Origin of the sequence: Desulfovibrio sp. (assembly GCF_019424165.1) — a bacterium.
Classification (GTDB): Bacteria; Desulfobacterota; Desulfovibrionia; order Desulfovibrionales; family Desulfovibrionaceae; genus Desulfovibrio.
This window is the reverse complement of the sequence record NZ_JAHZAA010000014.1, coordinates 21,994-47,948: the sequence shown is the minus strand read 5'-3', so window position 1 is coordinate 47,948 and position 25,955 is coordinate 21,994. Positions and strand designations below refer to the sequence as shown.

Below are 25,955 nucleotides of genomic sequence, written 5' to 3'. Positions count from 1 at the left end.
ATAAGCATGTAGCGCATATGATCCTCCAAAAAATTTACTGGATGCGCGGAACGCATGTACGCCCGCAAACAAAATCTGCACACGGGCGCGTCAGCGAAGCGTTAAGAACAAAAAACGCGAACCGCCAGATTCGCGCAGGCAGGACGCTGCCGCAGGAAAAATATGAAACAAAGCCTCTTCTTGTGAACATGAATCAAAGCTGCTATATTGCTGCGCATGAAAGAGCTTGATCCGCATACGATCCGCCCCTGCCTGGCCTGCGGCGGAACCAACGTTCATCTGGAGTCCATGCTGCCGCCGGGCAGGCGGCAGGAAGTCTGGCGGGTGGTCTGTTCCTGTGGGCAGACATCGCAGCAATGGTCAGTTTCGCAAGGCGCGGCTATCCGCGCCTGGAACCGCAACCTGGCCTGCGCAAACGAACTTTGATCTCCGCACATATGGCCGGACCATCAACGTGCCTGTCGGTGATCTTTTGTGAGTCGCTGTAAATAGCTTTTTCTATACAAAGAAACAGCAGAAAATCTTTCCCTATGCCCACGCCCTGAAAAATCTGCCGGGCAACAGCCCACCACCGCCCCGATGCCTGCTGCATGCATCGGGCATAAAGGCGGCGTCAGTGGCGTCAAAGGACGCCTTGCCAGGCAGGCACACTGACAGGCCAGACCTCCCCGGGATTCCGGCCTTTTCGTTTCAGGCCGGTCCGACGTGTGTCAGCAGGCATTGCTGTGGCCGTCCTTCAAGCCACATCCAGAGCATTGTACCCTTAAAAAGCGCATTTTCAACGGTTTTACGGCGCGTAGCAGTATAGATACAGGGGTATTATTTTCATTTATAAGCCGGGGAGCAGCGGCGTAACACAGTGTGCGACAAAGACAAGAAAGAGGAATGTTGCGAAAGGAGAGTTCTCTTGTACTGGACTGCTGGAGTAAAAAATCTTGTTGCACAAGCTGTTGAACCCGGCCGTTAAACCTTAAAATACGAAACCCGCCTAGTCCAGCTCCCGCCCAACCCACACGGCACGCCCGATAACCCGCACAAGATCTGCCAGCTGCTCGCCCGCATCCGCCTCAATGGGCGCATAGTCCGGATTGAAGCTTGTCAGAATAAGTCTGCCGGGCATGGCGTTGACCACCTTGAGATACACCATATCCTCCACACCCACAGCATATATGCGCCCCGGCACGGGATTGCGCTGGGCCTGATCTATCAGCACTACGTCATTGTGCATGATGCGCGGCTGCATACTGTCGCCGGATACCCGTAACAGCACCATCTGCGACGGATTGCCCTTGCGGCGTAGAAAATCCCAGCGAAAGGCGTAGTGGCGCAACACATCGCCGCCGGTTTCAAAACTGCCAGTTCCGGCAGAAAGGCGCGCCTCCACCATAGGAACCATCACCAGCCTGGCCTCTCCGCAGCTTTGCCCGCTGCCGTCTGCCGCCCCTTTGCCGACAAGCAGCCAGTCAAGTGAGCAGGCCAGAGTGTCTGCCAGTCGCACGGCATATTCACCTTTCGGCATTTGCCCGTTTTCATATTTCTGAATGGTGGTAAGGCTCACCCCCACCCTGTCGGCCATGTCCTGCTTGTGCATGCCAAGTTCTTCACGGCGCTGGCGAAGGCGCTGCGCAAAGGCCTTGGCCAGTCCAGCCTGGGAGAATGTTTTCATAGAATTTCCATCACATGCGGTTCCAGCATAGTAAAACTTTTCTTTCAAAAGAACACCGGATCAGGACAGCTTTATCCTGCCTACCAGAAAACTACCTTTTTTCTTTTCAAGAATCAATGTTTTCTTTATAAATATAGGAATAAAATAGAAAATTCTCTTATACAATAAAAATCAACATGCTCCATATCAGAACAAAAAACATTATAAATCAAACAATTAAATCTTTTCTTTTAATTATAAACTTTAAGCTTGATTCATAAAACAAAAAGTTATAAATCCCAAATACGCCCCGTATATTTCACATTTATATTTCAGGGAGCATAGCATGTCCGATCTTCAAAACAACTTTCATAACCTGAGCGCTGTGCTGGATATTTTGCAAAACAACGCCCCACCCACCCAAAAGCCTGTTTTACGCCTGGTGGGCGATCATCTGCGCCTGCTCGCACGTTGCATGGACCTGCCCGCGCACTGTTCACCGCCTCTGCCGCCACACATGCCGTCATCAGGGGCCGGACAGGAAGCGCAGTTTTCTTCAGAGCCCGACAGGCCTGCCCCCATCGCCGCTCAGGCCAACGAGGCCCGCCATGTGTGCCAGTAGCTCTGCTGGCACGGCAAAGGCCGTGGCGCGCCCCCGGCCAGTCGCCAGTGCCGCAAATCCACGTGGCTGCGTGGATAGACGGCCTTCAGCTTCCTGCGGTCGCCAGGCATGGGGGCAGGCCATGCAAAAGGCCGGACAGGAACGGCAGTGGCGGCAGTTACTGGAGCACCTGCCGGAAAACGTCCGGCAGATATGGCATGCTCTGGGAGGACACGAAAAGGGGCGTATGGAAGACCTGTGGCGCATCCTGCAGGCCTACGGCGGGCAAAGCCTGCGTATACCCTCAACCCTGCCGGCGCAAAGGCATCACCCGCTGCGCCGCCGCCTGGGCGCACGCTGCACGGCCAAACTTGTGGCGGCTTTCGGCGGCACGCCGCTGTATGTACCCAGTTGTGCCGGAGTACTGACAAGACTGCGCCAACGGGAGATTATAGAATCGTTTACACGCGAAACCACACGCGGCATCAGCAGTACGGCCACAGTGGCAAACCTGGCCAGAAAACATGCCCTGTCTGACCGCCAGATATGGAAAATTCTTAAAAAAACCGCATCAGCCCCAGCGCAGGGGAATCTGCTCCACCACCTGCAAAACACGGACATGCGCGCAAAAAACATACACAACAATACGTAATATAAAGAAAAAATACTAAACAGCACAGGTAGAAAAACCTATAAGCCCGCGTAGTTGCGGGCTTTTTTTATGCCTGTGCCTGACCCGCAAGGCCCTTTGCCGCCGTTAACCCGCGCCGGACAAGCAGATAGCCGTACTGAACCGGTTCAGTCTTACCGCAGCCGCCCTTTTTGACATGGTGTACCCACGCCGCCGCTGTGGCGGACAAGTTCACAAACACGCAGCACATACGGGAGCATGCCATGTCGAATTTTTTTCAGAAAGCCCACGAATTTACCGCCCGCTGGGAAGGAGGACTTACCGACCACCCTTCTGACCCCGGCGGCCTGACCAATCATGGCGTTTCCCTGCGCTGGGTGCAGGACCTGGCCCGTCAGGCTCGTGAAGACTGCCTGCGGCAAGCCCGTAGCTGTGACGGCTGCAATGCCATGCAAACCAGTAAGTGCGGCTATTACAGCCTGGATATGGACATGGACGGCGATGTGGACGCCGATGACATCCGCGCCTGCACCAAAGCCCAGGCTGCGACCCTGTTTAAAAAACACTTCTGGGACAAACTGGCCTGCGGCGGACTGCCCTTGCCCCTGGCTGCGGCGCTTTATGACGGCGCGGTGAATATGGGTCCCGCGCGGGCCGTGCGCCAGATGCAGCGGGCCATGAACACCGTGGGAGAATCGGAACTGGACCGCTACGTACCCATTGCCGAAGACGGCATCATGGGCCCCCGTACCGCGCAACTGGCCGAGGCGCTGGAGCAGAGCGGACAGCAGTGGTACGCGGCGCGCCAAATGCTTCGCCTGCGCGACGCCTTTTACCGTGACCTGGCGGCCAGGCGGCCCTCCATGCAGGTTTTTCTGAACGGCTGGCGCAACCGGGTCAAAGCGCTTGGTCAGTACCTGGCCGAGCTTGAAAGGGAGGAAAACTGATGTGGAGCCTGATCGGCAAACTGCTTGGCGGCGTTGGCGGCATGGTTGGCCGGATCATCCCGGACCGCAACAGGCAAAATGAAGCCCAGAGCCGCATCAACGAAGCCGAGGTTTCCGGCGCTCCGGCCAGTCGCATGCGCCTGTGGAGATCTTTTTTGGGCTGGGTTCTGGCGCTGCTTTTCTGCTGGGAGGTTGTAGGCCGCATGGTCATTGTGCCGCTTTTTTTTGCCCCGTGGGGTGAAAACCTGCCGCCCTCTGCCCTGGACCAGATCATGGCGCTGCTTCTGGGCATGCTGGGGCTTGGCTTCTGATCATGCCCCGGACAAGCCTGCTGCACAGACCGCCAAACAGCGCTGATGGGCAGGACGGCGACAAATTCTACCCCGCCCCGGCAAACACATCAACTGGCTGAAACACGCGCACCAAGTACTGCGCATGCGGAGAACATCATGACAGTGGATATTTTTTCTTCTTCCGGCGCATCCCTGCTGGTGCTCATAGTCCAGGGCCTGTTTGCCTGGGCGCTCTGGAGCCTGCGCCGCGCCTTTGTGCGGCAGGACGACTACCTGTTGCACATGCAGCGCGATACGCGGCGCGAAGCAGCCACAAGCCGCCGCATCTGCGCCCTGGAAGAAAGCCTGAGGCTCATGCCCGGCAATGGTGACCTGGCCGGGCTGCATGGCGAACTTTCCACCCTGCGCGGCGAAATACAGGCACTCAGCGCCCGCATATCCGGTCTTGACCGCCTGCTAGAACGGCTGGAACACGGGCTTGAACGGCAGGAAGACCGCCTGCACCTGATGCCCCCTGTGGGCCATGGCGCGCTTTTACGCAGAAACAGCGCTGCCGTCAGTGGAGAAAAGCACTGATGCCCGCCGGAACACGCACCACGAAAAGCAGGAAAGGCCGTCCGCTGCTTGACAGCCTTGAGCAGCGGCTGGATTTGCTCACACGTACACTCAATGAAGCCGAAATTTCTGAAAGAAGCATAGATATTGTCAAAGAAATAAAAGAATTGCACGCGATTTTACGTGCTTTGCGCGAGGCGGAAACACCGGAGCAACCACAACCGCTCATGGTGGTGTGGGGCGGCCCGCAGATGCCCGGCGGGCCATGCGGTTCATCCAGTGGTTCAGGCCCGTTGGCGGAATTCGCCGCGCGCACAGCCCCCAGCGCTTCCGGGCGCGTCGCCCGGAGCGCCCGGAACACCCGGAGAGCCCGGAGCACACAAGCCGGAACAAAGCCGGGAGAGGCCGGGGAGAAGCCCGGAAGAGGCTCGTGACAGATCCGCCCGTTACCGCCGGGCAACCCGGCAACAACATGAAGGCATCACATTGCACAACAAGAACCGCAGCCTGCGGATGCGGGCATGGATGCATCGTCTGAAAATACGCTCCAGGCGTGTACTCCAGCCATAAACGAACAAACGCAAGGAAGCCATGCTCCACGTCATCCCTTACACCCCCCGGCCTTTGCAGTGGCGCTTTCATGAGGAGCGTACCCGCTTTTGCGTGCTGCTCTGCCACCGGCGTTTCGGCAAAACCGTGGCCGCGGTTAACGACCTTATCCGCCAGGCTCTTGTTTCAGGCCGGGAAGACTGGCGGGCGGCATATGCCGCCCCCTTTCTGGGGCAGGCCAAGGCCGTGGCATGGGATTACTGCAAGCGTTTTGCCGGGGCTGTTCCGGGTACGCGCTTTCTGGAAAGCGAGCTGGCCTGCGTTCTGCCGACCGGCGCACGCATACGCCTGCTGGGAACGAAAAATGCGCAGGCCCTGCGCGGCCTGTATCTGGACGACCTTGTTCTGGACGAACCTGCCGATATGCCGCGCCAGGTCTGGACACAGATATTCCGGCCCATGCTGGCCGACCGTCAGGGCCGGGCGCTCTTCTGCGGCACCCCCCAGGGGACGGACAACCTGCTTTACGACGCATGGGAGCAGGCCGGGGCAGACAGCAGCGGGCTGTGGTCGCGCTTTCGCTTTCCCGCTTCACAAACCGGCTATCTGCCGGGGCAGGAGTTGGCGGCAGCGCGGCGCGCCATGGATGAAGCAGAATATCTTCAGGAGTTTGAATGTTCTTTTGCCGCGGCCGTGCGGGGCGCTTATTACGCGCCCCTGCTGGACGCCGCCGACCGCGAAGGGCGTATACGCGTTGTCCCCCACGCGCCGGAACTGCCCGTTCACACAGCCTGGGACCTGGGAATGGATGATGCGACAGCCATCTGGTTCTTTCAGGTGGAGCCGTCAGGCCAGTGGCGCTTTGTGGACTATTACGAAGCCTCGGGCGAAGGGCTGGCTCACTATGCCCATGTACTGGCCCGCAAGGCGCGGCCAGCAGGCCAGCAGGCGCTGGAAGACACCACCGGCCAACTGGGCGGCCAGTGCGAACAGGACGGTCAAGGCGCGCCGTTGAACCGGAATACCACGGGGCGCGGCTTTTCCTACGGGCTGCATATCGCCCCCCACGACATCCGCGTGCGCGAGCTGGGTACGGGGCAGAGCCGGTGGGAAAGCGCAGCCCAGCTCGGCATACGTTTTACCCTCGCCCCGGCACTGGGCCTGGCGGACGGCATCGACGCAGTGCGCCGCCACCTGCCTCGCTGCTGGTTTGATGCCGACTTCTGCGCATCCGGGATCAAGGGCCTGCGCTCCTACAGGCGGCAATGGCGCGCCGGGCAGCAGACAGCGGGATCCGGCCCCCTGCATGACTGGGCCAGCCATGCAGCCGATGCCCTGCGCTATGCGACCACGGGTTTTCGGCCGGCCCAAGACCCTGCTGCCGGAAAGCGCAAGGCCAGAACACACTACAACGTCTTTGGAGGCACTGATGCGTTTTCGCTATGAGCCGCTGCGCGGCCCCTCCCTCCGGGCCGGTCAGGATGCCATTTTCAGCCGGATGCAGGCCGAAGGCCTGCTGGGCTGCGCCATGAGCACCCTGTCCGCGCCCACACGTGAAGCCTGGCGGCGCATCACCAGCCCCCGTCATGGGCTGCTGCTCTGCTGCTATACGCAGGCTGCAACAAAAAAAGAAAACGCGGTCTCTCCACAGGGATGCAGCGCCCATGCGGACGCGGAAACCTTCATAACATGCCGGAAAACACGTTCCGCCCTGGCGGCAGATCCCGCCCTTCGCGCAGCTCCCCGCCAGGAAGACATGCTGGGCTGCGCCCTGTTCACGCCCCGGCGCGGCAAGGTGTGGGAATTTGATTTTACCACCTTTCGCGCGGGCGCACCCTTTGCCGTTCCGCTGGCGCACGGCGGCCTGAGCTGGGCCTTTGCCCGTCTGGGCTGCGCCGCCATCGTGGGACTATGCCCCGCGCCCAACCGTCATGCATGGCGCCTGGCCGAAGCCTGCGGTTTTAAGATTATGGGGCGTCTGCCGCAATCCTGCTGGCACGCCCGTAAAAAACGTCATGTGGACGGGGTGCTGGTGCTCTGCACACCGTCCGCGCTCGCCAACAGTATAGCCATAGCCAAGGAGGCTGCCATGGGTTTTGGAGGAGGTTACAGCGCCCCCAGTATCCCCGACGTTCCCCCCGCGCCCAAACAGGAAGTGCAGAAACCCGTTACCGAAGCCGCCACCGCCGCGCGGCAGGCCCAGAAAAACAGGGCGGCCAAAGCCGCAGGCATTAACGGGGCTGTACACACAAGCCCTCTCAACCGCGCGGAAGATGCGCGCAAGACACTGCTGGGGCAGTAGCCATGACCATATCAACACCCGGTCACGCCGGAAAACAGGCGGCTCGCGCTCCGGCTGACCACACGGACGATACAGGCAATGGCACGCGGGCCGACATTCCCGCGTTGGCCCGCCGCTATCAGGCCCTTTTGCGCCGCCGCATGCCCTGGGACACGGCCTGGCAAAGCCTTGCCGACCACTTTTTGCCCACACGCTGCCGCTTACGGCCACAAGGAGGCGGCTCAGAGGAAGGCCCCATGCTTAACAGCGGCCTTGTGGATGCCACAGGCATTCTTGCCATGCGCACCCTGGCGGCCGGGCTTCAGGGCGGTCTTACCAGCCCGGCCCGGCCCTGGTTTCGCCTTGGGCTGGATGATGCGGATCTGGCCCGCAGCCGCCCCGGCCAGGCATGGCTGGATGAGGTTGCGGCCCGCATGCGCTCAGTCTTTCATCGCTGCAACTTCTACAATGCCATGCACACGCTTTATGCGGAGCTGGCAACCTTCGGCACGGCCTTTGTTTTTGAACTGGCCGACCCGCGCGACGGTTTCCGCTTCATGCCGCTCTGCGCCGGGGAATATGTGCTGGACTGCGATGCCGGTCGCCGGGTGGACACGGTTTTTCGCCGTTCAAGCATGAGCCTGCGTCAGATCGTGCAAACCTTCGGCCTGGCTGCCCTGCCCGAATCCCTGCGCGAAACTGCCCGCCGTAATGCGGATGAAAGACGCAGTGTCATCCAGGCCGTGTACCCGCGTGAAGACCGCATGCACGGCATGCTCACGGCCAGCCACATGCCGGTGGCCTCGGTCTACTGGCTGGAAGGGCGGGACGGCGGTGAGCACGCCCTGCGCGAGTCCGGTTTCAGGCATTTTCCGGGTTTCGGGCCTCGCTGGGATGTGGCGGGCAACGACGTGTACGGGCGTTCGCCCGCTATGGACGCCCTGCCCGACTGCCGCATGCTGCAACAGATGGGCATCACCACGCTCAAGGCCATCCACAAGGCCGTGGACCCGCCCATGAGCGTCTCTGCGGGCCTGCGCTCCGTGGGGCTGGACCTCACCCCCGGCGGCATCAACTATGTGGACAGCGCCCCGGGGCAAAGCCCGCAGGCAGCCACGCCGCTGCTTCAGGTCAACCCGGACCTTTCCACGGCTCGGCGGGCCATGGAGTCGGTACAGAACCAGATCCGTTCCGGCCTCTACAATGACCTTTTCAAACTCATTCTCGAAGGCCGCAGTGGAGTGACGGCCAGCGAGATCGCCGCACGGGAAGAAGAAAAACTGGTGCTCATCGGCCCTGTGCTTGAACGCCTGCATGATGAGCTTTTTATTCCGCTTATGGACCGCACATTCGAGTGCATGCGCGAACTGGACATGCTGCCGCCCTGCCCGCCGGAACTGGCCGGCCGCCGCCTCAAGGTGGAGTTTGTCTCACTGCTGGCCCAGGCGCAGAAACTGGTGGGCGTCAGCGCGGCTGACCAGTACCTGGCCCTGACCCTGCGGGCTTCCACCGCATGGCCAGAAGCTCTGGATACCCTCAACGTGGATCATTTGCTTGATACCTATGCCGACAGCCTCGGCCTGCCCATAAGCCTCACACGCCCCCCTGAAGAACGTGAGCAGATGCGGGCCGCCAGGGCCGAGGCCGCGCGCGGCGCAGCCCTGGCCGACAATCTGAAGCAGGGGGTGGACCTGGTGCAGCAACTGGCAAAAAGCCCGCTTTCCGGGCCTGACGGCCGCCAGATCAGCGTACTGGACGGCCTTGCGGACCTCATTGGCCGTATGACCGGAAAAGCGGACGCAAAAGCAATGCCGCGTGAAACCCCCGGTGACGGCAACAGCGGCATGCAGGGCGTTGCCCTCAATACGCCCAAACCGCAAACGCGGGAGACAGCCTGATGGACATCTTTGCGCCGTATGAACAGGCGCAGGCACGGGAAAACACGGCACAGCGACACGCCGGAGAGGCGGAAGCGCATCTGCACGCCGCCATCAACGGCCTCATGGCCCAAAAACAGGGACGTTTTTTTCTACGCTGGCTCATGCACAACTGCCAGTGCTTCAGCGCCCAGAACCTGGCTGCACAGGACGGCGCGCAGGCCTCGGCGCATGATGCCGCGCGCCTCTGCTTTACCGAAGGCCGCCGCTATGTGGGCATGACCCTGCTGCGGCTTGTGCAATGCGCCGACCCGCAAAATTTGCCGCAACTTTTTCAGATCAGGGAGGATGAAGATGCATTCTGAGTTTTTCAACGCACCCGGCGTATCCGGTTCATCCGGCGTTTCCGGCGCTCCCGCCACAGCCGACAGGCAGGAAACTGCTGCCTCCGGCGCGTCCGCCACGGCCGCTGCTTCCGGCATGCCGCAAGCGCCCTCATATCTGGGGTCTGCCCACGGCCACGGCAATCTTGCAAAAGCAGATACGCCGCCCCCTGCATCCGCCGCCTCTGGCAGCAACAGCCCTGACGGCGCGGCGACACAGCCCGACACCCCGCGTACCGGGCAAACGGAGCAACCGTCCGGGCAGGAAAATGCGGAACGACAGTTTGAGCAGCGCCTGCTGCAACACGAGGCCGCACGACGCGAGCAGTGGCAGGGGCAAGTCAGCCAGTGGCGGCAGGAAGTGGCGCAGGACCCGCACATGGGCGGCGCTAACATGGCCGCCAGCGTGGCGCGCGCCCAGCTTGCCCTTGATCGCTTTGACCAGGGCAAGCACATCGGCCGCCTGCTGGAAGAAAGCGGCTACGGCAACCATCCCGAGGTGCTGCGTTTTTTTAACCGCATGGCTGATGCACTTATGGAAGACAGCCTGGTGCGCGGCGAGCCTGGCGGCGGTATGCCCCCGCTCGAAGAACGCATGTACGCAGGCTGGTCGTCCAAAAAATAGAAGCAGCCCGCCGCCTACCCCTCAACCACGGTCAAACTGTTTCCTGCCGTGAAAGCGGCCGCAACAGATTGCCCGGATATTTTCCGGCACGTTTTTTATCCCGCACATTCACCTTTCTACATACGAGGCGATTATGTCCAACTCTATGGGTCTTGTGGTTTCCCTGGCGGAAATGGAACAGTTTTATCGTGGCGACAAGGCGGGACAGATCATCGAACTGATGAACAAGACCAATGACATCATGGATGACGTGCTCTGGATGGAGTCCAACCAGAGCGACGGACATCTTACGCGCATCCGCACCGGCCTGCCCGAAGTTTACTGGCGCAGACTCTATCAGGGTACGCCGCCGTCAAAATCGCAGTGGGGGCAGGTCAAGGAAGGCTGCGGCATTCTTGAAGCCATTATGGAACTGGATGTGGAGGAACTGCGCCTCTACGGCAGCCGAGACAGGGCCTTTCGCATGAGCGAGGGCGTGGCCTTTGCCGAGGCTATGCGCCAGAAAGTGGCCGCCACCCTTTTTTATGGCAACAGCAATATCAATCCTGACGAATTCAACGGCCTGGCCATGCGCTACCCCGCGCAGGACGCCAAAAATGTTATGGATGCGGGCGGCCGGGAAGAAGGGGGCTGCACCTCCCTGTGGCTTGTATCGTGGGGGGCGCAGGCCGTGCACGGCATCTATCCCAAGGACAGCACCGGCGGGCTTTCTCACGAAGACCTGAGCACCTATATGACCCAGGACCCCGACGGACGCAAATATCAGGTCGTGGGCGACAAATACAACTGGCGCTGCGGCCTTGCCGTGCGCGACTGGCGCGCTGTGGTGCGCGTTGCCAACCTGCCTGTGGCAGCCCTTGGCAAGCGCAAGGGACAGAGCGGATTCATCGATCTGCAAAAGCTGACCATCGAAGCCAAAAACCGCATGCCCCAGCACCTGCGCCAGAAAGCCGTGTGGTACGCCAATGCCGATGTGCTCACCGCTCTTGAACTGCAAAATTCCGACGCGGGTAACGTGCAGCTCCAGTATGACGAATTCTTTGACGCCAAAGCCGTTCCCGTGCTGCATGGCCGCCCTGTGCGCCAGTGCGATGCCGTGCTGGGCAACGAAAGCGCGGTGTAAATGCCGTACTGCGGCCCACCGGGCAAGACATGCCTGCCCTGTCTGCCGCCTGGTCCCCGCCGGAGCGAACATGCATTACCTGGTGCACAACCATTCTTCCACAAGGAGCACACATGGCTATCATTGACCGCAATTCCATTCTTTTTGAGGGTTCCCTTACCACTGAGACCACTGGTCCCGCTGTCGCCCTTAACGCCCTCAGGCTGCCGGGCCGCATGGAACCCATGCCGCTGCGCCTGTCCGTGACCGAAAGCTTCAGCCCCGATGAAGTGCAGGGCATCGCCATCGGGCTTGAAGAATCCGACAGTGCCAGCGGCCCCTGGACCGCCGTACCCGGGGCGTCGGTCAACGTACCCCATTCGGCTGAAAATCCTGCCCTGGCCGCCGGAGCGCGGCCCTATCACCGGTTTTTGCCTCAGGGGGTGCGTAAAGGCTGGCTGCGACTGACCCTTGGCCTGACGCCAGTGAACGGCAAGAGCACCAGCCAGGGGCGCATTTTCGCGGCGCTTACCCGTGAAGAAGATCTGCCCTACGAAGCCGCCCTTATGGCAGGCCGCTAGAGCTGTGTGCGTCTGAAGAACCTTGTGGGGGAGCGGCCCTGTTGCAAACTGGTCTTCCCCCCCACACATTCACCTCCCAACCATTTATTATTGTTTCAATTTTATACAGGAACGTCTGCCGCAAAACGTTTCATGGCGGCAGCACCTTCAAGGCAGGCCGCAACCTAAAAACATGTCCGCTTTGGAACGACCTTCTTTATGCCTCCGGCTGCTCTGGCCGCCGGGGGCTTTTTCATTCCAGCAAGATATATGGAGGTGTCATGACTATCAGCCAGATAGACGTGTGGAACCGCGCCCTCGGCTTTCTGGGTGCGCGCAGTGTGGCTTCCGAGCGCGAAAGCACGCCGGAGGCCCTGCAATGCCGCCTGTACTGGGATTCTGCCCGACGCCAGGTCTTGCGCGATTTTCCCTGGAGCTTTGCCCAGCGCCGGGCGTGGCTGGCGCTTCAGGCCCTGCCCCAGGGCTATGCGCCGGAGTACCGCTTTGCTTACGCCCTGCCCGAAAGCTGCCTCAAGGTTCACGAGGTCCGCCACGAAGGTCTTTCGCCCCGCCCGTTCTGCCTGGCCATGAGCCCTGCGGGCGACAGCTCCCTGCTTGTTACCAACGCCTCGCGTGCGCTGGTTCTGTATACTGAAGATGTGCGCAACAGCCGCCTGTTTGATGACCTTTTCGCCCATATGCTGGCGCGCAAGCTTGCCGCCCTTGTCTCTGTACCGCTGCTCAAGGGCAGCGGACAAAAGGCCGCCGAACTGGAACAGCTTTATGCGGCCAGCCTGCCTCCGGCCAGGGGGGCCGCGGCTTCCGAACGCAGCGAAAAACCCGCGGAAGATGCCTGGCTTGCCGTGCGCTGAAATGGCGGGAGCCTGCACAGCCATGTACCGGCCAGTCTTGCAACAAGCTGGCTGCGCCGCTCCCAACAGGTATTTCCGACACAAAATACCCTGAAAATGAGGATATCCGGATGACCATGCCCTACAGCCCCAGCCGCGCCATATATGAAGGCAACAATGCGGCCACGAGCTTTCCATTTTTCTTTCGGGTCTGGACCGCCGCGCAGCTTGTGGTCACCCTGACCTCGCCGGAAGGAGTCACATCCGAAGCTTCCGGCTGGACAGCAGACCTCGGCGCTGCCGGAGGCGAAATTACCTACCTGCATCAGAACGCCCCCCTGCCCAACGGCTGGAAGCTGGCCATAACCCGCAACATGCCTTTCACGCAGGAGGTCAACCTTGTTTCGGCCTCGCGCTTTGATCCGCAGGTCATTGAAGACGCCCTGGACCAGGCCACGGCAGAACGCCAGCAGACGCTTGAGATGATGCGGCGCTCCGTCATTCTTCCCGCCACCAGTTCCGAAACCCCGCAGGATGTGGTGCAAAACATTTTTGCCGCCCGCGACCACTGCCAGGCTGCCCGCAATGCCGCCCAGGCAGCGATGAACACCGCCGGGCAGCGTGCGGAGGCCGCCGAAAAAAGCGCTGCCCAGGCAACCGGTCAGGCCGATCGCGCAAAAACAGAAGCCGACCGGGCGCAAAATCTTGCCAATATAGGCCCGGCAACAACCGATACACTCGGCATGGTCAAGACTGGTGAGGGTATTGCCGTAGAAACAGACGGGACTATCTCCGTCACGCCTGTAAACCTTGCAACATCTGAAGCGTCAGGCACGGTCAGGCCGGGAACCGGCATGACCGTTGATGACGGCGGTGCATTGCATATCGCGTACTGGGATGCCTTTCCGCCTTATGTGCCTATCCCCATCTGGGGCGTAACATTTGGTGGCAGTGACGGAAGGCGGGCCATCATGCCCGGCGAAACGGCAGCACGGGAAGACTGGCTGCTGTGCGATGGCGGCAATGACGGCAAAGGCGGCGTAGTGCCAAACCTGATGGGCCGAGTGCTTTTGGGGGCAGAGAGTAATGACCAGGAAGGCACATTGGGGGGAAGCACATCACATACCCATACTGTGAGTGGCGCAACCAGCCAGACAACGCTGTCTATAGGGCAAATACCCCATCACGGTCACTCGTATACCTCATATAATAGCACTAACAGCTATGGGTATTATAGTAGCAGTAGCGGAGCTTACAGTAATACGACCACCGCATCAACAGGAGGGAATGGGGGAAACGGAGCGCATGCCCACGACTTGTCAACTGTTTCTGTCACGGCAGCCAGCAACTACATGCCGTTTTGTGCAGCAATTTTCGTTATGAAAACCATATAAGGAAATATTATGCCTACAGTAACTGTAGTTCCCGCAGACAAGCTCATTATTGTGGATGGCCTGCCCCTTGTTTTCGATTTTTCCGCCCCGTTGAACCTGCATGCGCTTCAGTGGGACGGGCAGCAGGGGCATATGGAATGGGCCGACGATTTTAACTGGCCCCTGCCTGTTGCCGACATCACGGCCTATACAGACGAAGTGGCCCCGTATGTGGCGCTGTGGCAGGCGGAGAAAGAACGTCTTGAGCGCGAGGTCGAAGCAGCCGAAGCAGCCCGCCTTGCAGAACACAACAGTACGGCGGCCAGAGCGGCGCGACTGCGTGCAGAGCGCGACGCCCGCCTTGCCGCCACTGATAAATACCTGCTGGCGGACTATCCCATCAATCCCGAATCGCTTGAAGCTGTCAAAACCTGCAGGCAAGCCTTGCGCGACCTGCCGGGGAAGCCCGGCGCCCCCTTTGACGGTGGCGGCGAACTGACGCAGTGGCCGCATATGCCGGAGGTATAGCCATGCCCATCCGCATTGCCTGCAACAACTTTACCGGCGGCGAAATAGCGCCCACCCTGTCTGCGCGTTATGACCTGGCCCGTTACCGCAACTGCCTGTCCTGCATGGAAAACATGCTGCCCGGTCTGCACGGCGACGCGGCCCGGCGGCCCGGCACGCGCTTTGTGGCAAATCTGGACGGGCATTCCGTTCTCATCCCTTTCAGTTTCAATGCCCTGACCAGCCAGAATTTTGTGCTTGTTTTCGGCAGTCACAGCCTGCACATCGCGGGCGAACAGGGTCTTGAAAATATTCCTGTGATTGAAACGCCCTACGCCCCCGGCGAGTTGCAGGATATTTCCTACGCCCAGGTGGGTGATACCGTGTACCTGGCCCACAGCAACCATCCCTTGCACAAGGTAGTACGGCGCGATGCGCCGGAAAACCAGACGCAATCCGCAGGGTCGGCTTATGCCTGGAGCCTTGAAAAAGTGGCGCTCAACGCATCCCTTGCTGCGCCCGAATTGCCTTCGGTGACATTTTCCGGCAGCGCGGGCAGCTATACCCTGCGCTACAAGGTTGCTGCCGTGGATGCCGCCGGGCGCGAGTCCCTTCCTTCGCCCGCCGGGCAGTGCGCCAATGGCCGCCACCCGTCCGACTGGGTGCAGGGCAACAGCGCAACCATAAGCTGGGCCGCAGTGGAAGGAGCCGTGGAATACAATATCTACAGGGAAGAAGCGGGCTACTTCGGCTTTATCGGCGTATCCGGCGGCCTGCATTTCAATGACCAGAACTATCAGGCCGACACCGCCGATACGCCCAAGGAAGACTGGGATCCGTTCGCCGACGGCAACTATCCCGGCATTGTGGCCTTTCATCAGCAGCGTATGGTTCTGGCCGCCACCCCCAAAAACCCGCAGGCATTTTACATGTCGCGCGTGGGAGACTTTGAAAACTTCCGTAAATCAAGACCATTGCAGGATGACGACCCTGTGGAATACCTCATTGCCTCCGGCGCCATCGATGCCGTCACCTGGGCAGCCAGCTTCGGCGACCTGCTCATCGGCACGTCGGGCAGTGAATACAAGGCCTCAGGCGGCGACGGCGCATCCATAACCGCAGGCAATATCAGCATCACGGCCCAGAGCTACTGGGGCAGCGCGGGCCTTGCGCCCATCATTATCGGCAACTCCATCCTGCATGTGCAGCGTCACGGCTCCCGCGTGCGCGACCTTTTCTACTCACTGGAAAAGGACGGTTACGCGGGCAACGACCTTTCCATCATGGCCCCGCACCTTTTTGAAGGGCATACCATCCTTCAGTGGGCCTACCAGCAGACGCCGGGGTCTACCATCTGGTGCGTGCGTGACGACGGCCTGCTGCTGGCCTTCACCTATATGAAAGAGCACGATATCTGGGGCTGGTCGCGCCAGATCACGCAAGGCAGGGTACTTTCGGCAGCGGCCATTTCCGGCGAAAAAGGCGACACCCTCATGCTGGTGACGGAACGCCGCATTGACGGGCAGCCGCGCATCTTTCTGGAGCGTCTGGCGGATCAGTGGCAAGACCACGAACCTGTGGAAGAAGCGTACTTTGCGGACTGCGGCCTGACGTTCCGGCTTCCCGCCCCCGCCCTGACCCTGGAGGGCCTGGATCATCTTGAAGGCTGCGAGCTGGCCGTGCTGGCAGACGGCAGCCCGGTGGAAGGCTGCGTGGTACATCAGGGCCGCATAAACCTGCCCTATGCGGCAAGCGTGGTACAGGCGGGCCTGCCTTACGCCTCGGCTCTTTCATGCCTGCCTGTGGAGCACGACAGCCAGTACGGCACAAGCCTTGGCCGCCAGCGCGCCTACGGCATGTGCACGGCGCGCCTGTACCGGAGCGTGGGCGGCAAGTACGGCCCGGACAGGCATGAACTGTATGATCTGCCCTTTTTGCCGGATCACTGGGGTCAGGCTGTTCTGCCCTATTCCGGCGAAGTGTCGTTTGCGCCCGGCGGCTCGTGGGAGACTTCCGGCAGTTTGTGGCTGGTGCAGGACAGGCCCCTGCCCTTCAGGCTGCTGTCTCTGGTGCTGGAGGTAAACTTTTCCTGACGCCGCCTTCCATACCGCACGCCCCCCGGATCAATTTCCCACGGGCAGTATATTGCCTCCAAGGCCTGCTGCCGGCCCGCCTCAGCTATGTAACGTCTCTATAACATGCTGAAATAAAAGTTTTAGGGCGGACGTGGACGAGACGCCCCTTTTTCAAAAAAGCCCTCCCCACAACGCACTGCAAAGGCAACCAGTTTTAACAGGAGGATGTCATGCCTGCCATACACAGTGAAACCTTCGCTGATATACAACATGAGGCCCACAACCTCGCCGCCGCGCACTGGAACGAGGTGGAAGCCCCTCTGCACGGCCAGGCCGACTATCGGCTTGACACAGAGCGCTACCAACATCTGGAAACACTGAACATGCTGCACGTCAGCGCCGCGCGCACGCCAAACGGTACTCTGGCTGGCTATGCGGCCTTTACCCTTGTACCCTGCCCGCACCGTCCGCAGACGCTTCTGGCCGCACTGGATGGCCTGTATCTGGCCCCACAGGCCCGTGGCGGCTTCACGGCCCTGCGCCTGCTGCGCCATGCCGAAACAGCGCTCAGGCAACGCGGCGCGGGCCTTGTGCAGTACAGCTCGCCCGCCTCGCGCCCCTGTGATGCCCTGTACCGGCGCCTGGGCGCGCACCATACCGAAACCGTCTGGCACAAGGAGATACGCTGATGGCCATAGCAAGCGGCACAGCCGCCGCCATTACCGCGGCCATGGCCCTGGCCGGGGCCGCAGTGGGTACGGTCAGTTCCATCCAGCAGGCAGAAAGCCGCCGCCAGCAGGCCGAATACCAGTCCAAACTGGCAGAACGCAACGCGCGTCAGGCTGGGCAAAGCGCCGAACTGGCCGATGAGGCCGCCCGGCGCGAAAAGCAGGCCGGGTATGAATCTGCGGTCAAAAAACGGCAGGAGGCCGCCCGCATCATCGGCAGCCAGCGGGCGCAGGCTTCTGCCTCGGGCGCGCAGGCAGACGCCGGAAGCCAACTGGACCAGATCATGGATACGGCGGAAAAAGGCGAACTTGATGCCCTGTCGCAGGAACAGCAGGGCGCGGACGCGGCCTACGGCCAGCAACTGCGCGCCTGGAACCTGCGCAACCAGTCCGCCGGGGCCATGCTGAATGCCGAAAGCCTTAACAACCACGCCCAGACCGACTATCTGGGCCTGACCACCACCCTGCTCAACGGGGCCAACCGCATGGGCCGGAATTTCTACACCCTCGGCACGCGCGGGCCGCTGCTGCCCTGAAATATTTTTGAGATATTTTATGGGGAAGGGAAGCGTTAGGGCCGGAACTCATTGAACTGCCATATTACGCATTTTCTGTTCGTAAGGAGGCTGCGTAATGGGTGGAGGCAGAGGTGCTGGATTCTTTGCCGGAACAGACGGCTGGTGCGCGTCAGAGGCTTTTGCCAAGGGTACGCTGGTTGCGGCCGCCCAAAACACGGTCACAGACGCTGGCGGCGCTTCCAGCGGTATACTTGACGCCTTGCGCCCGTGGTGGTCTTACCCCTATGGGCATCCGGAAAAAACAAAAAAAAATCGAGATGCTGCAAAAGGCTCTCAAGCCCGAAGCGGAAAAAATGGGAAGTGGTTTTATAAACCATCCTGATGCGCAGAGTTACATAATAAAATTCGGTGCTAAATTACTCAAAGAGGCAACCACCAAGGGCAAAAAGAGCAGTAAAAATAAATAACATAGTATGATTGAACATAAAGGCCAAGCAATAGCGGTAACCAAGCTATTGCTTGGCCTTTATCATTTTGTTTTTATTAATATATTTTCCAGAAAAGAAATATGCACTTAATATAAAGTATAAATAAATTACAGCCGCAAGAAATCCGTGATCAATGGGAACAAGGCGGTTTTTTTTGAACCAAAAAACATTGTCCACCGAGCCGGGCACTTCGGAAAAGTTCGTTTTATCCGTACCGCCAATAAAGTTTAACAACATCATAATTACGCAGTAAGATAATATAAAATTAACGCTTATCTCCAGAATATTTTTATAAAAAAAGCTTACCACAAGAGCAATGCCCACAAAAATCCGCAGGCACTCCGTCAGGACAACATAGGCAAACGACGCCTGTTCACAATGCCCGCCATGCAGCCATATGAAATGGTCAACGATAACAAAGAGCAACAGCACTATCCTGTGGCGATTATCAACAGAGATACGCATCTAAACCTCGGGTTGGTTTATTGCATACTGCGGCTTTCGTCGGCTACCTGCCCCATGAGGGCGTCCAGATTTTCCACCGCCACAAGACGGGCTTTGCCGTCATTAAAGCGTACACGCCCGGTCACCCGGTAATTTTCGCCATTGCCGTGGTCATACACCGTAAACGGAACCAGCCAGTCGCCGTTCTTGGCGCGGGCTTCGCCCACCTGCCGCACTTCCTTGCGACCAGTGGAGGCATCGGCAAAAAGCGGCGCCAGCACCCCCTGGGCGGCGCGGCCCTCGACCCTGCGCCCGGCAAAAGCCCCGGAGCTTATGCCGTTCATGACAAAAGCACGGGATTCGCTCAGCAGCACGGCGCGCACCGTGGCATTGCCCTGCTCGCCGGGTGCCGCCTGCGCAAACAGAATAGCCAGCATGGGCGGCAGTTCTTCCGCCACCCTGGGATCCCGCGCCCGCTGTACAAAGATATCAAGGGCAGCGGCCAGAATCGCATCCACATCCACAAGTCTTTCAAAGGCTGCGGCATCGGCGCTGTCCACAGCCTTGCCCGCCTGCACCACGCACTGCCGCGCGGCGGCTGCCGCGCCTGCGGCCTGGGACGGCGCAGCAAGCCCAAAGCATAGTGTCAGCAAAAAAAGGCGCAGCAACACCGTCGGCATGGCCCTCCCATGAGCCGTGCCGCCACAAAAGCAGATACATTTCAGCATAATCCCTCCGGCAGCCCCCCCTTGAGAGGCAGGGGCAGACCGCAACTGACAAAAACAACATGGTGGCAGGCTCGCGCCAGTTCCTGATTGGCCAGACCCAGAACGTCATTGAAGGCCCGCGCCAACGGCGACATGGGTACAAGCCCCAGCCCCGTTTCGGCGCTGACCACCGCCACGGGCAAGGGGGGCGCTGCCAGCCGCTCGCCGAGGGCCGACACCTTGCGTAAAATATCTTCCTGCCCCAGGTCACAGGCCAACAGATTGGCAATCCACAAACTTATGCAGTCCAGCAGGAGAACGCCCGGCTTCGGAGCAGATTGCTGGGCAGCCTCCTGCTCAGGCCGTGCGCCATGCTCCATTTCGGACAGCATTTCGGGCCGCATTCCTGGCTTTATCCCAAGCTGTACACCGGACAGACCAAGACCAGGCACTTTACCCACAACTTCGGCAGGCATGTCAGCGGACACACAAGCGGGCAGGCCGCCATGCACACCTGTAACCGTCGCGCCCGCCTGCGCAACATCCGCAAAAATGCGGTCAAAAGCGCCCGCAAGGTCCAGAGGTTCTTCAAGACAGTGCCAGCCCGGCCCGCGCATGGCCTGATGCCGGGCCACGCGCCGGTTCATTTCTTCATCTTCCGCCCGGCAGGTCGCAAGATACAGCCGCTGCGGGGCCACGGCTTCGGCCCAGCGCTGGGCCATGCCGCTTTTTCCGCTGCGCGTGCCGCCCACAAAAAAAACACAAGGCGCGCTCAACGTCCCTGACCGCCCACCCGAACAGGTGCATCCACGGCCTCGGGCCGCGCCGGGGGCGGCGAAAGCGCCGGAGAAGCATGCGGCACAGTGGACACTGCCGGAGCCTGCGGAACAGAAGCGGCGGCGGGCAGCGCGGATGATGGAGCCGCTGACGGCGAAGGCAAAGCCCCCTGCCCTGTCTCCGGCGTGCGGACAGTAGCAGCAGGCGTACCTGTGGCGGCCTGGGCGCAACGCCGGGCAAGGTCGCGCAAAACGCCTGCCGATGTCCGCACCGCGCTCATGGCCTGCGGGTCCTGCTTCAGGCGGCGGTCTGCCCAACGGGCCACAAAGATAAGTTCATCGTCGTCCATAGCCTGACCGGCTCCACGACGAATGGCGCTTACCAGCGCCCGCTGCGCGGTGGCCTGCTCTTCCAGCGCCCGCCGGAAGCGCGCGCCAAGGCCATCCACACGCAACTGGGCCGTGCCGAGCTGCGACTGCGAAGCGCCGGACTCACGCAACTGGTCATAATCAAAAACGGCTTCAGCCATTTGCCCGTTTATTTCCACGGCATTGCGCGCCGCCGCGTCCACCTGCCGCAAGCGGGCATCCAGGTCGGGCGTGGCCGCCACGCCTTCCAGCGCTCCGGCCAGCATCACAAAGCGGCCCGCAAGCGCCATTTCAAGCTGATGCGTCTGCTCGGCGTTGAAGTCCCTGGCGCGCGCCTCACGCGCTATGGCCTCCATAAAGCGATCCACATAAAGGCTGTAAAGCCCCTGCACCATGGTGGGATGAAAAGCATAGCGCAGCAGGGCCGCCCTGCCACCGGCATCACCGTCAGCAAGACCCGTAAGTTTGGAGCCAAAACGCTGGTTCACGCTCTGCACCGAAGCATTGAGCGTTCCACCCCGTGGGCCGGGCTTGAAACGCGAAACAAGATAGGCCGCCAGGCTTTCCACAAACTGCGGGCGCACGCGGCTGTCTTCGGTAACACGCGGCCCCGGCTGTCCGGGTGTGTCTGCCCCGGCAAAAGGCGCGGCGGTGCTGCCCTGCGCAGCCATATCCGAAGGCGAAGGCACACTGCCCTGCACGTTCTGGCCGGCCAACGTTCCCGGAGCCGTATAGGGGCTGACCACCGAAGGCGGCGGAGGCGGCGGGGCATCGCGCAACACGCCGCTCACCCCTGCCAGCGGCGTACCGCTTGTGGCATTGTCGATAACGGCGGCGGCCTGTTCGCGCCACTGGTCGCGCGTATCCTTGTCCCGCGAGAGCCAGAACGCCGCGCCACCCACAAGCAGCACAGCCAGAAGGGCCAGAACAGCCACTTTACGCCCGCCCTTGCCGGGGGCAGGCTCCGGCAGATTGACTATGCCCGGCACGCCGGGCTGTTTTTTATCCAGTTTCATGCGCAACTCCTTTACGGCGGCGCGCAGAGCGTTATACAGGTAAAACAAGAAGCCTCGCCCAAAAAATACAAGGCGGACACGGCTTTCCCGTGGCGCTCAAACCGCTTGGGCCGATGCTAGCATCGCTTTATGGGCCTGTGAAGACTTTTTCCAGACATGTGGCTGCCGTGAAACCGGCGCGGCAACATCCTGCCATCGGGCAGCCGCAGGCGCCAGATATGCGGGGCGCAACCCGGCTGGGCATGCCTCAAAAACGGCACGGCAGGTCACACCACACACCACCGCGCCTGATGGCACGGGTGCACCGCGGCCATACGGCGCGGACGCAAGGCGCACATTGCATCAGTCAACAGGGAAGGCTATAGTATATCCGGCTCACATAAAATACATACCCAGAGGGCAATATGCAGACTCCCCCAAATATATTGACAATCGCTGGATCCGATTCCGGCGGCGGCGCGGGCATTCAGGCAGACCTGAAAACCATCATGGCCTTGGGCGGCTACGGCATGAGTGTCATCACCGCGCTCACCGCCCAGAACGGCCTGGGCGTCACAGGCATACACGCCCCGGACCCGGACTTTGTAGCCCTGCAACTCTGTACCGTGCTTGATGGCTTTCCTGTTGCGGCCGCAAAAACAGGCATGCTTTTTTCAGCCCCCATCATCAAGGCCATTGCCCCCATACTGCGCAAGCGCGATTTTCCGCTTGTGGTAGACCCGGTTTCCATAAGCCAGAGCGGTAGCGTTCTTCTGCAGGAAGATGCGGTAAAAGCGCTTGTGCAGGAAATCCTGCCCGGCTGCGACCTGCTGACACCCAACCGGCCCGAAGCGGAAATGCTCACCAACATGACCATCGACAATCTCGACGATGCGGCGGCGGCCGGTGAAAGACTGCTGGAAATGGGCGCACGGGCCGTTCTTATCAAGGGCGGTCATATGGAAAGCAGTGTGGTTGTCACCGACTGCCTGTGCATGGAGGGCCAAGCCCCCAGACATCTGCCGCAGGCCAAGGTAGAAACCGTCAACAACCACGGTACGGGCTGCACCCTTTCCGCCGCCATTGCCACCGGCCTTGGCAAGGGGCTGCCCCTTCAGGTGGCGATAACCCGCGCACAGGAGTTTCTCAATCTCGCCCTGCGCCGCAGCTACAGCCCCGGCAGCGGGTGCGGGCCTGTCAATCACTCGGCCGGGCTGAACCTTCAGGGCATGTAACTTTTTCAAAGATAACATGCTCTAAAACCAGCGCATGCCGCAAAAAATCGCTAAAGGCGCGTGATCGCCCGCTGCGGCAGATTGCACTTTTCGTGGCATGCTGATTGCGCAAGGCCGAAGCATCTTTTCAATAACAAACAGCGGGCTTGGCCCGCTGTTTGCACTCCATTGAATACGGATGCCATGCGGGCGTCAAAATCAAGGCGGTGTGCGCGTGCCATTTCGTTTCAAGATGCAAAAAGTTCTGGACTACCGGGAACAGCTGGAAGAAGAAGCCAAGGTCAACCTGGCCGTTCAGCAGGCCCGGCTGGCCGAGGCACGCGACCGGCTCGAACATATCCGGCAGGAACTGCATCAGGCCGAAGACGGACTTATGAGCGCAGCCCTTATGGACGCGCCCGAGCGCTGGCTGCGCGAGCAGTACGTCAAGGGATTGCGGGCCGACGCCGCCCACGAAGCCATCCAGGTGCGCATGCTGGAACAACTGGCCGAAGAGGCCCGTCAACTGCTGGCCGCGCGCGCCATAGACAAAAAACTGCTGGAAAAACTCAAGGAAAGGCAAAAGCAGCATTATGTTCGCGAGGAACAACTCAAGGAGCAACGCACCAATGACGAAACAGCCACCCTCCGCTACAAAGCTCCGACTTTCTAAGCTGTTCCGCTGGCTGGCGGTGCTTTGCTTTATCAAACTTGCCATGCTTGCCATGCTGCTGCTGGATGTGCCGCTGCCCGCATGGCTTGAAAGTCGCCCCGCGCAGGTTGCCTCAAACGAACCGCTGCCCGCCGATACCCCTTCCGATGCCGAAATAATGGAAAGGCTCACCGCGCTTGTGGCTGCCAGCCAGCCCCAGGGGCATGAAGCCCCCGGCCTGAGCTCTGACCATTCCCCGGCCAGCAGTGCAAGCACGGCCCCTGAGCCCTCCCCGGCAGACCCTGCCGTAAACCACAATCCGACGCAGGCCCGGGGCGAAGCTCACGGCAGCGCCCCCCAGGGTGCGGAAGCCGCACGGCTGGCCGCAGCAGCACGGCCCCGGCAGCACGGCAATGCCCCGGCAACAGGCCGCATGCTTGATGCCGACGCCCTGCCCGCGCCGCTGGTTGCGGCCGGAGTACACCCGGCAGACCCCGCCGCGCTACAGATATTTACCCCCGACAGCATGGACCACCCCGCTCCTCTGCCTGCCCCCCTTGCCCAACCGGGCATCAGCGCTCCCCGGCAGGATAACGTGGCGGCTTCCGCCAATGCCGAGGATAAAAGCGCCGCAACCCGTCATGGCTGGCTCGAATCCCTGTGGCTTGCCGGGCTGCCCGTTCCTGCGCTCGGCAGCGTACAGGCCGCCCATGCGGCGGCACTGGACATGCCCGTGCCGCAAGCGCCATCCTCTGCGCCTACTTCACCCTTTGCCCCGGCAGAGCAGGCCGCGCCCTACTCTTTGCCGGGAGCGCCCGACATCCCGGCCAATATTCCGCGCGGCCAAAGCACGGACGGCGCGCCCCTGCCGCCGCGCGGCGCTTCCGGTCCCAACAGTTTCGGCTCCGCAGCCGGCGCAGGCGCGGCGGCCATACCGGCCCTGCCCCAGAGCAACCAGCCGGGGCTGCCCGCCGTGCCACCCCCGGCAGTCCGCCCGGCCCCTTCAGGGACGGATCCCAACCTCAAGGCGCAGGAACTTGCCCGGCAGCAGCAGGATATTCTTATGCTGCGCCAGCAGATGGACCAGCGCCTCAAGGACATCCAGAACGCCGAACAAAAAATGAAAGACATGATCCGCGAAGCGCGCGGCATTGAAGACGAAAAGATCCGTCGCCTTGTGCTCACCTATACCCAGATGAAGCCCAAGGCCGCCGCCAAGGCGCTGGAAAGCATGGATGAGCGCGTGGCTGTGCGTATTCTGACGGGCATGTCCCCCAAGCAGTCCGGCGACATCCTCACCTACGTCAACCCGGCAAAAACCGCTAAACTGACGGAAATCATCACCCGTATGAAGCTGCCCGAATAATGCGCCTGAAACTTCTTATTTCCTATGTAGGCACCGGCTACAGCGGCTGGCAGATTCAGGAAAAACCCAAGCCGCCGCCCACGGTGCAGGGCGCTCTTGAAGCCGCCCTGCGCACCATTGCCGGTAAAGCCATACGCGTTCACGGTTCGGGGCGCACTGATTCCGGCGTGCATGCCCACGGCCAGGTGGCCCATTGCGATGTACCCGATACGCGGGCCGGGCTTGACTGGCGGCACAGCCTCAATGCCGTGCTGCCGCGCGATATCCGCGTACTGGATGCCGCCCCGGCCGCGCCGGACTTTCATGCCCGCAAGGACGCCCAACGCAAGACCTATGCCTATCAGTTCTGGCAGGACCGTCGCTTTCTGCCGCCGCACGTGCGCCCGTATGTATGGAACTGCGGCGCGCTGGACCAGAACGCCATGCGCGATGCCCTGCCCTTTCTTTTGGGCAAGCACGACTTTGCGGGGCTGCGCAATGCCGGCACGGATGTGGAAAGTACCGAACGCACCATTATGGACGCCCGCCTGGAGGCCCGGCCCCCCTGCGAATACTACCCGCCCCATGCCCCCATGCTGCGCCTTACCATCACGGCCGATGGCTTTCTGAAACAGATGGTACGCAATGTGGCCGGGCTGCTCGCCGCCTGCGGCCAGGGCAAAATACAGCCCGCGCAGATTCCCTCTCTGCTTGAAGCCCGCGACCGCCAGGCAATGCCTTCGGTAACGGCCCCACCCGAAGGGCTGGCACTGGTGAGCGTGGAATATCCAGAGCCATAACTCCTCTTGTATGTTGCCCGCCGCAAGCGCATTGGCAACAAACCATTCTTTCGCCAGCTAACGC

General features: G+C 60.9%; 30 protein-coding genes. 25 read left to right on the top strand and 5 right to left on the bottom strand.

Going from position 1 to position 25,955, the window contains the following annotated elements:
• The coding region (locus QZ377_RS07020) for a hypothetical protein (RefSeq protein WP_291440460.1) at positions 1-230 on the top strand (230 nt) is incomplete at its 5' end.
• The gene (locus tag QZ377_RS07015) at positions 217-426 is read left to right on the top strand and encodes a hypothetical protein (protein WP_072312414.1); all 210 of its coding nucleotides are present in this window, start codon (positions 217-219) and stop codon (positions 424-426) included. The genes QZ377_RS07020 and QZ377_RS07015, both read left to right, overlap by 14 nt.
• A 562-nt stretch (positions 427-988) precedes the next feature.
• Here QZ377_RS07015 and QZ377_RS07010 read toward each other — a convergent pair.
• Positions 989-1,666: a S24 family peptidase gene (locus QZ377_RS07010; protein ID WP_291440459.1), complete on the bottom strand. Its 678-nt coding sequence runs from the start codon at positions 1,664-1,666 to the stop codon at positions 989-991.
• Positions 1,667-1,991: 325 nt separating this feature from the next.
• Here QZ377_RS07010 and QZ377_RS07005 point away from each other — a divergent pair, with 325 nt between their 5' ends.
• The 19 genes from QZ377_RS07005 (at position 1,992) to QZ377_RS06915 (ending at position 18,568) form a co-directional block, all read left to right on the top strand.
• Complete coding sequence (locus QZ377_RS07005; protein WP_291440458.1) at positions 1,992-2,267, top strand: hypothetical protein; 276 nt, start codon at positions 1,992-1,994, stop codon at positions 2,265-2,267.
• Between the two features lie 121 nt (positions 2,268-2,388).
• The gene (locus QZ377_RS07000) at positions 2,389-2,898 is read left to right on the top strand and encodes a Mor transcription activator family protein (protein WP_291440457.1); all 510 of its coding nucleotides are present in this window, start codon (positions 2,389-2,391) and stop codon (positions 2,896-2,898) included.
• A 242-nt stretch (positions 2,899-3,140) separates the two neighbouring features.
• A complete protein-coding gene (locus tag QZ377_RS06995; RefSeq protein WP_291440456.1) occupies positions 3,141-3,824 on the top strand; it encodes a glycosyl hydrolase 108 family protein in 684 nt (227 codons plus the stop codon).
• Entirely contained in the window at positions 3,824-4,135 is a 312-nt protein-coding gene (locus QZ377_RS06990; RefSeq protein WP_291440455.1) for a hypothetical protein, read from the top strand. The genes QZ377_RS06995 and QZ377_RS06990 overlap by 1 nt, the downstream gene beginning before the upstream one ends.
• A gap of 138 nt (positions 4,136-4,273) precedes the next feature.
• Entirely contained in the window at positions 4,274-4,693 is a 420-nt protein-coding gene (locus QZ377_RS06985; protein WP_291440454.1) for a DUF2730 family protein, read from the top strand.
• Between the two features lie 570 nt (positions 4,694-5,263).
• On the top strand, positions 5,264-6,667 hold the full coding sequence (locus tag QZ377_RS06980) for a hypothetical protein (RefSeq protein ID WP_291440453.1): 1,404 nt from the start codon (positions 5,264-5,266) through the stop codon (positions 6,665-6,667).
• Positions 6,651-7,523 (top strand): GNAT family protein, encoded by an 873-nt coding sequence (locus QZ377_RS06975; protein WP_291440452.1) that lies wholly within the window; start codon positions 6,651-6,653, stop codon positions 7,521-7,523. The genes QZ377_RS06980 and QZ377_RS06975 overlap by 17 nt, the downstream gene beginning before the upstream one ends.
• 2 nt (positions 7,524-7,525) lie before the next feature.
• The gene (locus QZ377_RS06970; RefSeq protein ID WP_291440451.1) at positions 7,526-9,400 is read left to right on the top strand and encodes a portal protein; all 1,875 of its coding nucleotides are present in this window, start codon (positions 7,526-7,528) and stop codon (positions 9,398-9,400) included.
• Positions 9,400-9,744: a hypothetical protein gene (locus tag QZ377_RS06965; protein ID WP_291440450.1), complete on the top strand. Its 345-nt coding sequence runs from the start codon at positions 9,400-9,402 to the stop codon at positions 9,742-9,744. The genes QZ377_RS06970 and QZ377_RS06965 overlap by 1 nt, the downstream gene beginning before the upstream one ends.
• The gene (locus tag QZ377_RS06960; protein ID WP_291440449.1) at positions 9,734-10,387 is read left to right on the top strand and encodes a hypothetical protein; all 654 of its coding nucleotides are present in this window, start codon (positions 9,734-9,736) and stop codon (positions 10,385-10,387) included. The genes QZ377_RS06965 and QZ377_RS06960 overlap by 11 nt, the downstream gene beginning before the upstream one ends.
• Positions 10,388-10,520: 133 nt before the next feature.
• On the top strand, positions 10,521-11,510 hold the full coding sequence (locus QZ377_RS06955) for a major capsid protein (protein ID WP_291440448.1): 990 nt from the start codon (positions 10,521-10,523) through the stop codon (positions 11,508-11,510).
• A 113-nt stretch (positions 11,511-11,623) separates the two neighbouring features.
• On the top strand, positions 11,624-12,070 hold the full coding sequence (locus QZ377_RS06950; RefSeq protein ID WP_291440447.1) for a hypothetical protein: 447 nt from the start codon (positions 11,624-11,626) through the stop codon (positions 12,068-12,070).
• A gap of 260 nt (positions 12,071-12,330) precedes the next feature.
• Positions 12,331-12,921 carry a hypothetical protein gene (locus QZ377_RS06945; protein ID WP_291440446.1) on the top strand — a complete coding sequence of 197 codons (591 nt, stop codon included), beginning with the start codon at positions 12,331-12,333 and terminating at the stop codon, positions 12,919-12,921.
• Between the two features lie 110 nt (positions 12,922-13,031).
• A complete protein-coding gene (locus QZ377_RS06940) occupies positions 13,032-14,294 on the top strand; it encodes a hypothetical protein (protein ID WP_291440445.1) in 1,263 nt (420 codons plus the stop codon).
• Between the two features lie 9 nt (positions 14,295-14,303).
• Positions 14,304-14,801: a phage tail assembly chaperone gene (locus QZ377_RS06935; RefSeq protein WP_291440444.1), complete on the top strand. Its 498-nt coding sequence runs from the start codon at positions 14,304-14,306 to the stop codon at positions 14,799-14,801.
• Between the two features lie 2 nt (positions 14,802-14,803).
• Positions 14,804-16,873 carry a hypothetical protein gene (locus tag QZ377_RS06930; protein WP_291440443.1) on the top strand — a complete coding sequence of 690 codons (2,070 nt, stop codon included), beginning with the start codon at positions 14,804-14,806 and terminating at the stop codon, positions 16,871-16,873.
• Positions 16,874-17,085: 212 nt separating this feature from the next.
• A complete protein-coding gene (locus QZ377_RS06925) occupies positions 17,086-17,544 on the top strand; it encodes a GNAT family N-acetyltransferase (protein WP_291440442.1) in 459 nt (152 codons plus the stop codon).
• On the top strand, positions 17,544-18,119 hold the full coding sequence (locus QZ377_RS06920) for a hypothetical protein (protein ID WP_291440441.1): 576 nt from the start codon (positions 17,544-17,546) through the stop codon (positions 18,117-18,119). The genes QZ377_RS06925 and QZ377_RS06920 overlap by 1 nt, the downstream gene beginning before the upstream one ends.
• A gap of 113 nt (positions 18,120-18,232) precedes the next feature.
• On the top strand, positions 18,233-18,568 hold the full coding sequence (locus tag QZ377_RS06915) for a hypothetical protein (protein WP_291440440.1): 336 nt from the start codon (positions 18,233-18,235) through the stop codon (positions 18,566-18,568).
• A 45-nt stretch (positions 18,569-18,613) separates the two neighbouring features.
• On the opposite strand, the gene QZ377_RS06910 is transcribed toward QZ377_RS06915, so the two are convergent.
• The 4 genes from QZ377_RS06910 to QZ377_RS06895 are packed head-to-tail and all read right to left on the bottom strand — an operon-like array spanning position 18,614 to position 21,901.
• The gene (locus tag QZ377_RS06910; protein ID WP_291440439.1) at positions 18,614-19,054 is read right to left on the bottom strand and encodes a hypothetical protein; all 441 of its coding nucleotides are present in this window, start codon (positions 19,052-19,054) and stop codon (positions 18,614-18,616) included.
• 17 nt (positions 19,055-19,071) lie between these two features.
• Positions 19,072-19,761, bottom strand: coding sequence for a hypothetical protein (locus tag QZ377_RS06905; protein WP_291440438.1), 690 nt, complete (start codon positions 19,759-19,761; stop codon positions 19,072-19,074).
• Positions 19,755-20,492, bottom strand: a complete 738-nt coding sequence (locus tag QZ377_RS06900) for a bifunctional adenosylcobinamide kinase/adenosylcobinamide-phosphate guanylyltransferase (RefSeq protein WP_291440469.1) — start codon at positions 20,490-20,492, stop codon at positions 19,755-19,757. The genes QZ377_RS06905 and QZ377_RS06900 overlap by 7 nt, the downstream gene beginning before the upstream one ends.
• A gap of 20 nt (positions 20,493-20,512) precedes the next feature.
• Complete coding sequence (locus QZ377_RS06895) at positions 20,513-21,901, bottom strand: hypothetical protein (RefSeq protein ID WP_291440437.1); 1,389 nt, start codon at positions 21,899-21,901, stop codon at positions 20,513-20,515.
• Positions 21,902-22,305: 404 nt separating this feature from the next.
• Here QZ377_RS06895 and thiD point away from each other — a divergent pair, with 404 nt between their 5' ends.
• The 4 genes from thiD (at position 22,306) to truA (ending at position 25,891) form a co-directional block, all read left to right on the top strand.
• Positions 22,306-23,115, top strand: coding sequence for a bifunctional hydroxymethylpyrimidine kinase/phosphomethylpyrimidine kinase (gene thiD / locus QZ377_RS06890; protein WP_291440436.1), 810 nt, complete (start codon positions 22,306-22,308; stop codon positions 23,113-23,115).
• A 214-nt stretch (positions 23,116-23,329) separates the two neighbouring features.
• Positions 23,330-23,767 carry a flagellar export protein FliJ gene (fliJ, locus tag QZ377_RS06885; protein ID WP_291440435.1) on the top strand — a complete coding sequence of 146 codons (438 nt, stop codon included), beginning with the start codon at positions 23,330-23,332 and terminating at the stop codon, positions 23,765-23,767.
• Positions 23,724-25,112, top strand: coding sequence for a hypothetical protein (locus QZ377_RS06880; RefSeq protein WP_291440434.1), 1,389 nt, complete (start codon positions 23,724-23,726; stop codon positions 25,110-25,112). Before fliJ ends, QZ377_RS06880 begins: the two co-directional genes overlap by 44 nt.
• Positions 25,112-25,891, top strand: coding sequence for a tRNA pseudouridine(38-40) synthase TruA (gene truA, locus QZ377_RS06875; RefSeq protein ID WP_291440433.1), 780 nt, complete (start codon positions 25,112-25,114; stop codon positions 25,889-25,891). The genes QZ377_RS06880 and truA overlap by 1 nt, the downstream gene beginning before the upstream one ends.
• The last annotated feature ends 64 nt before the right edge of the window (positions 25,892-25,955 follow it).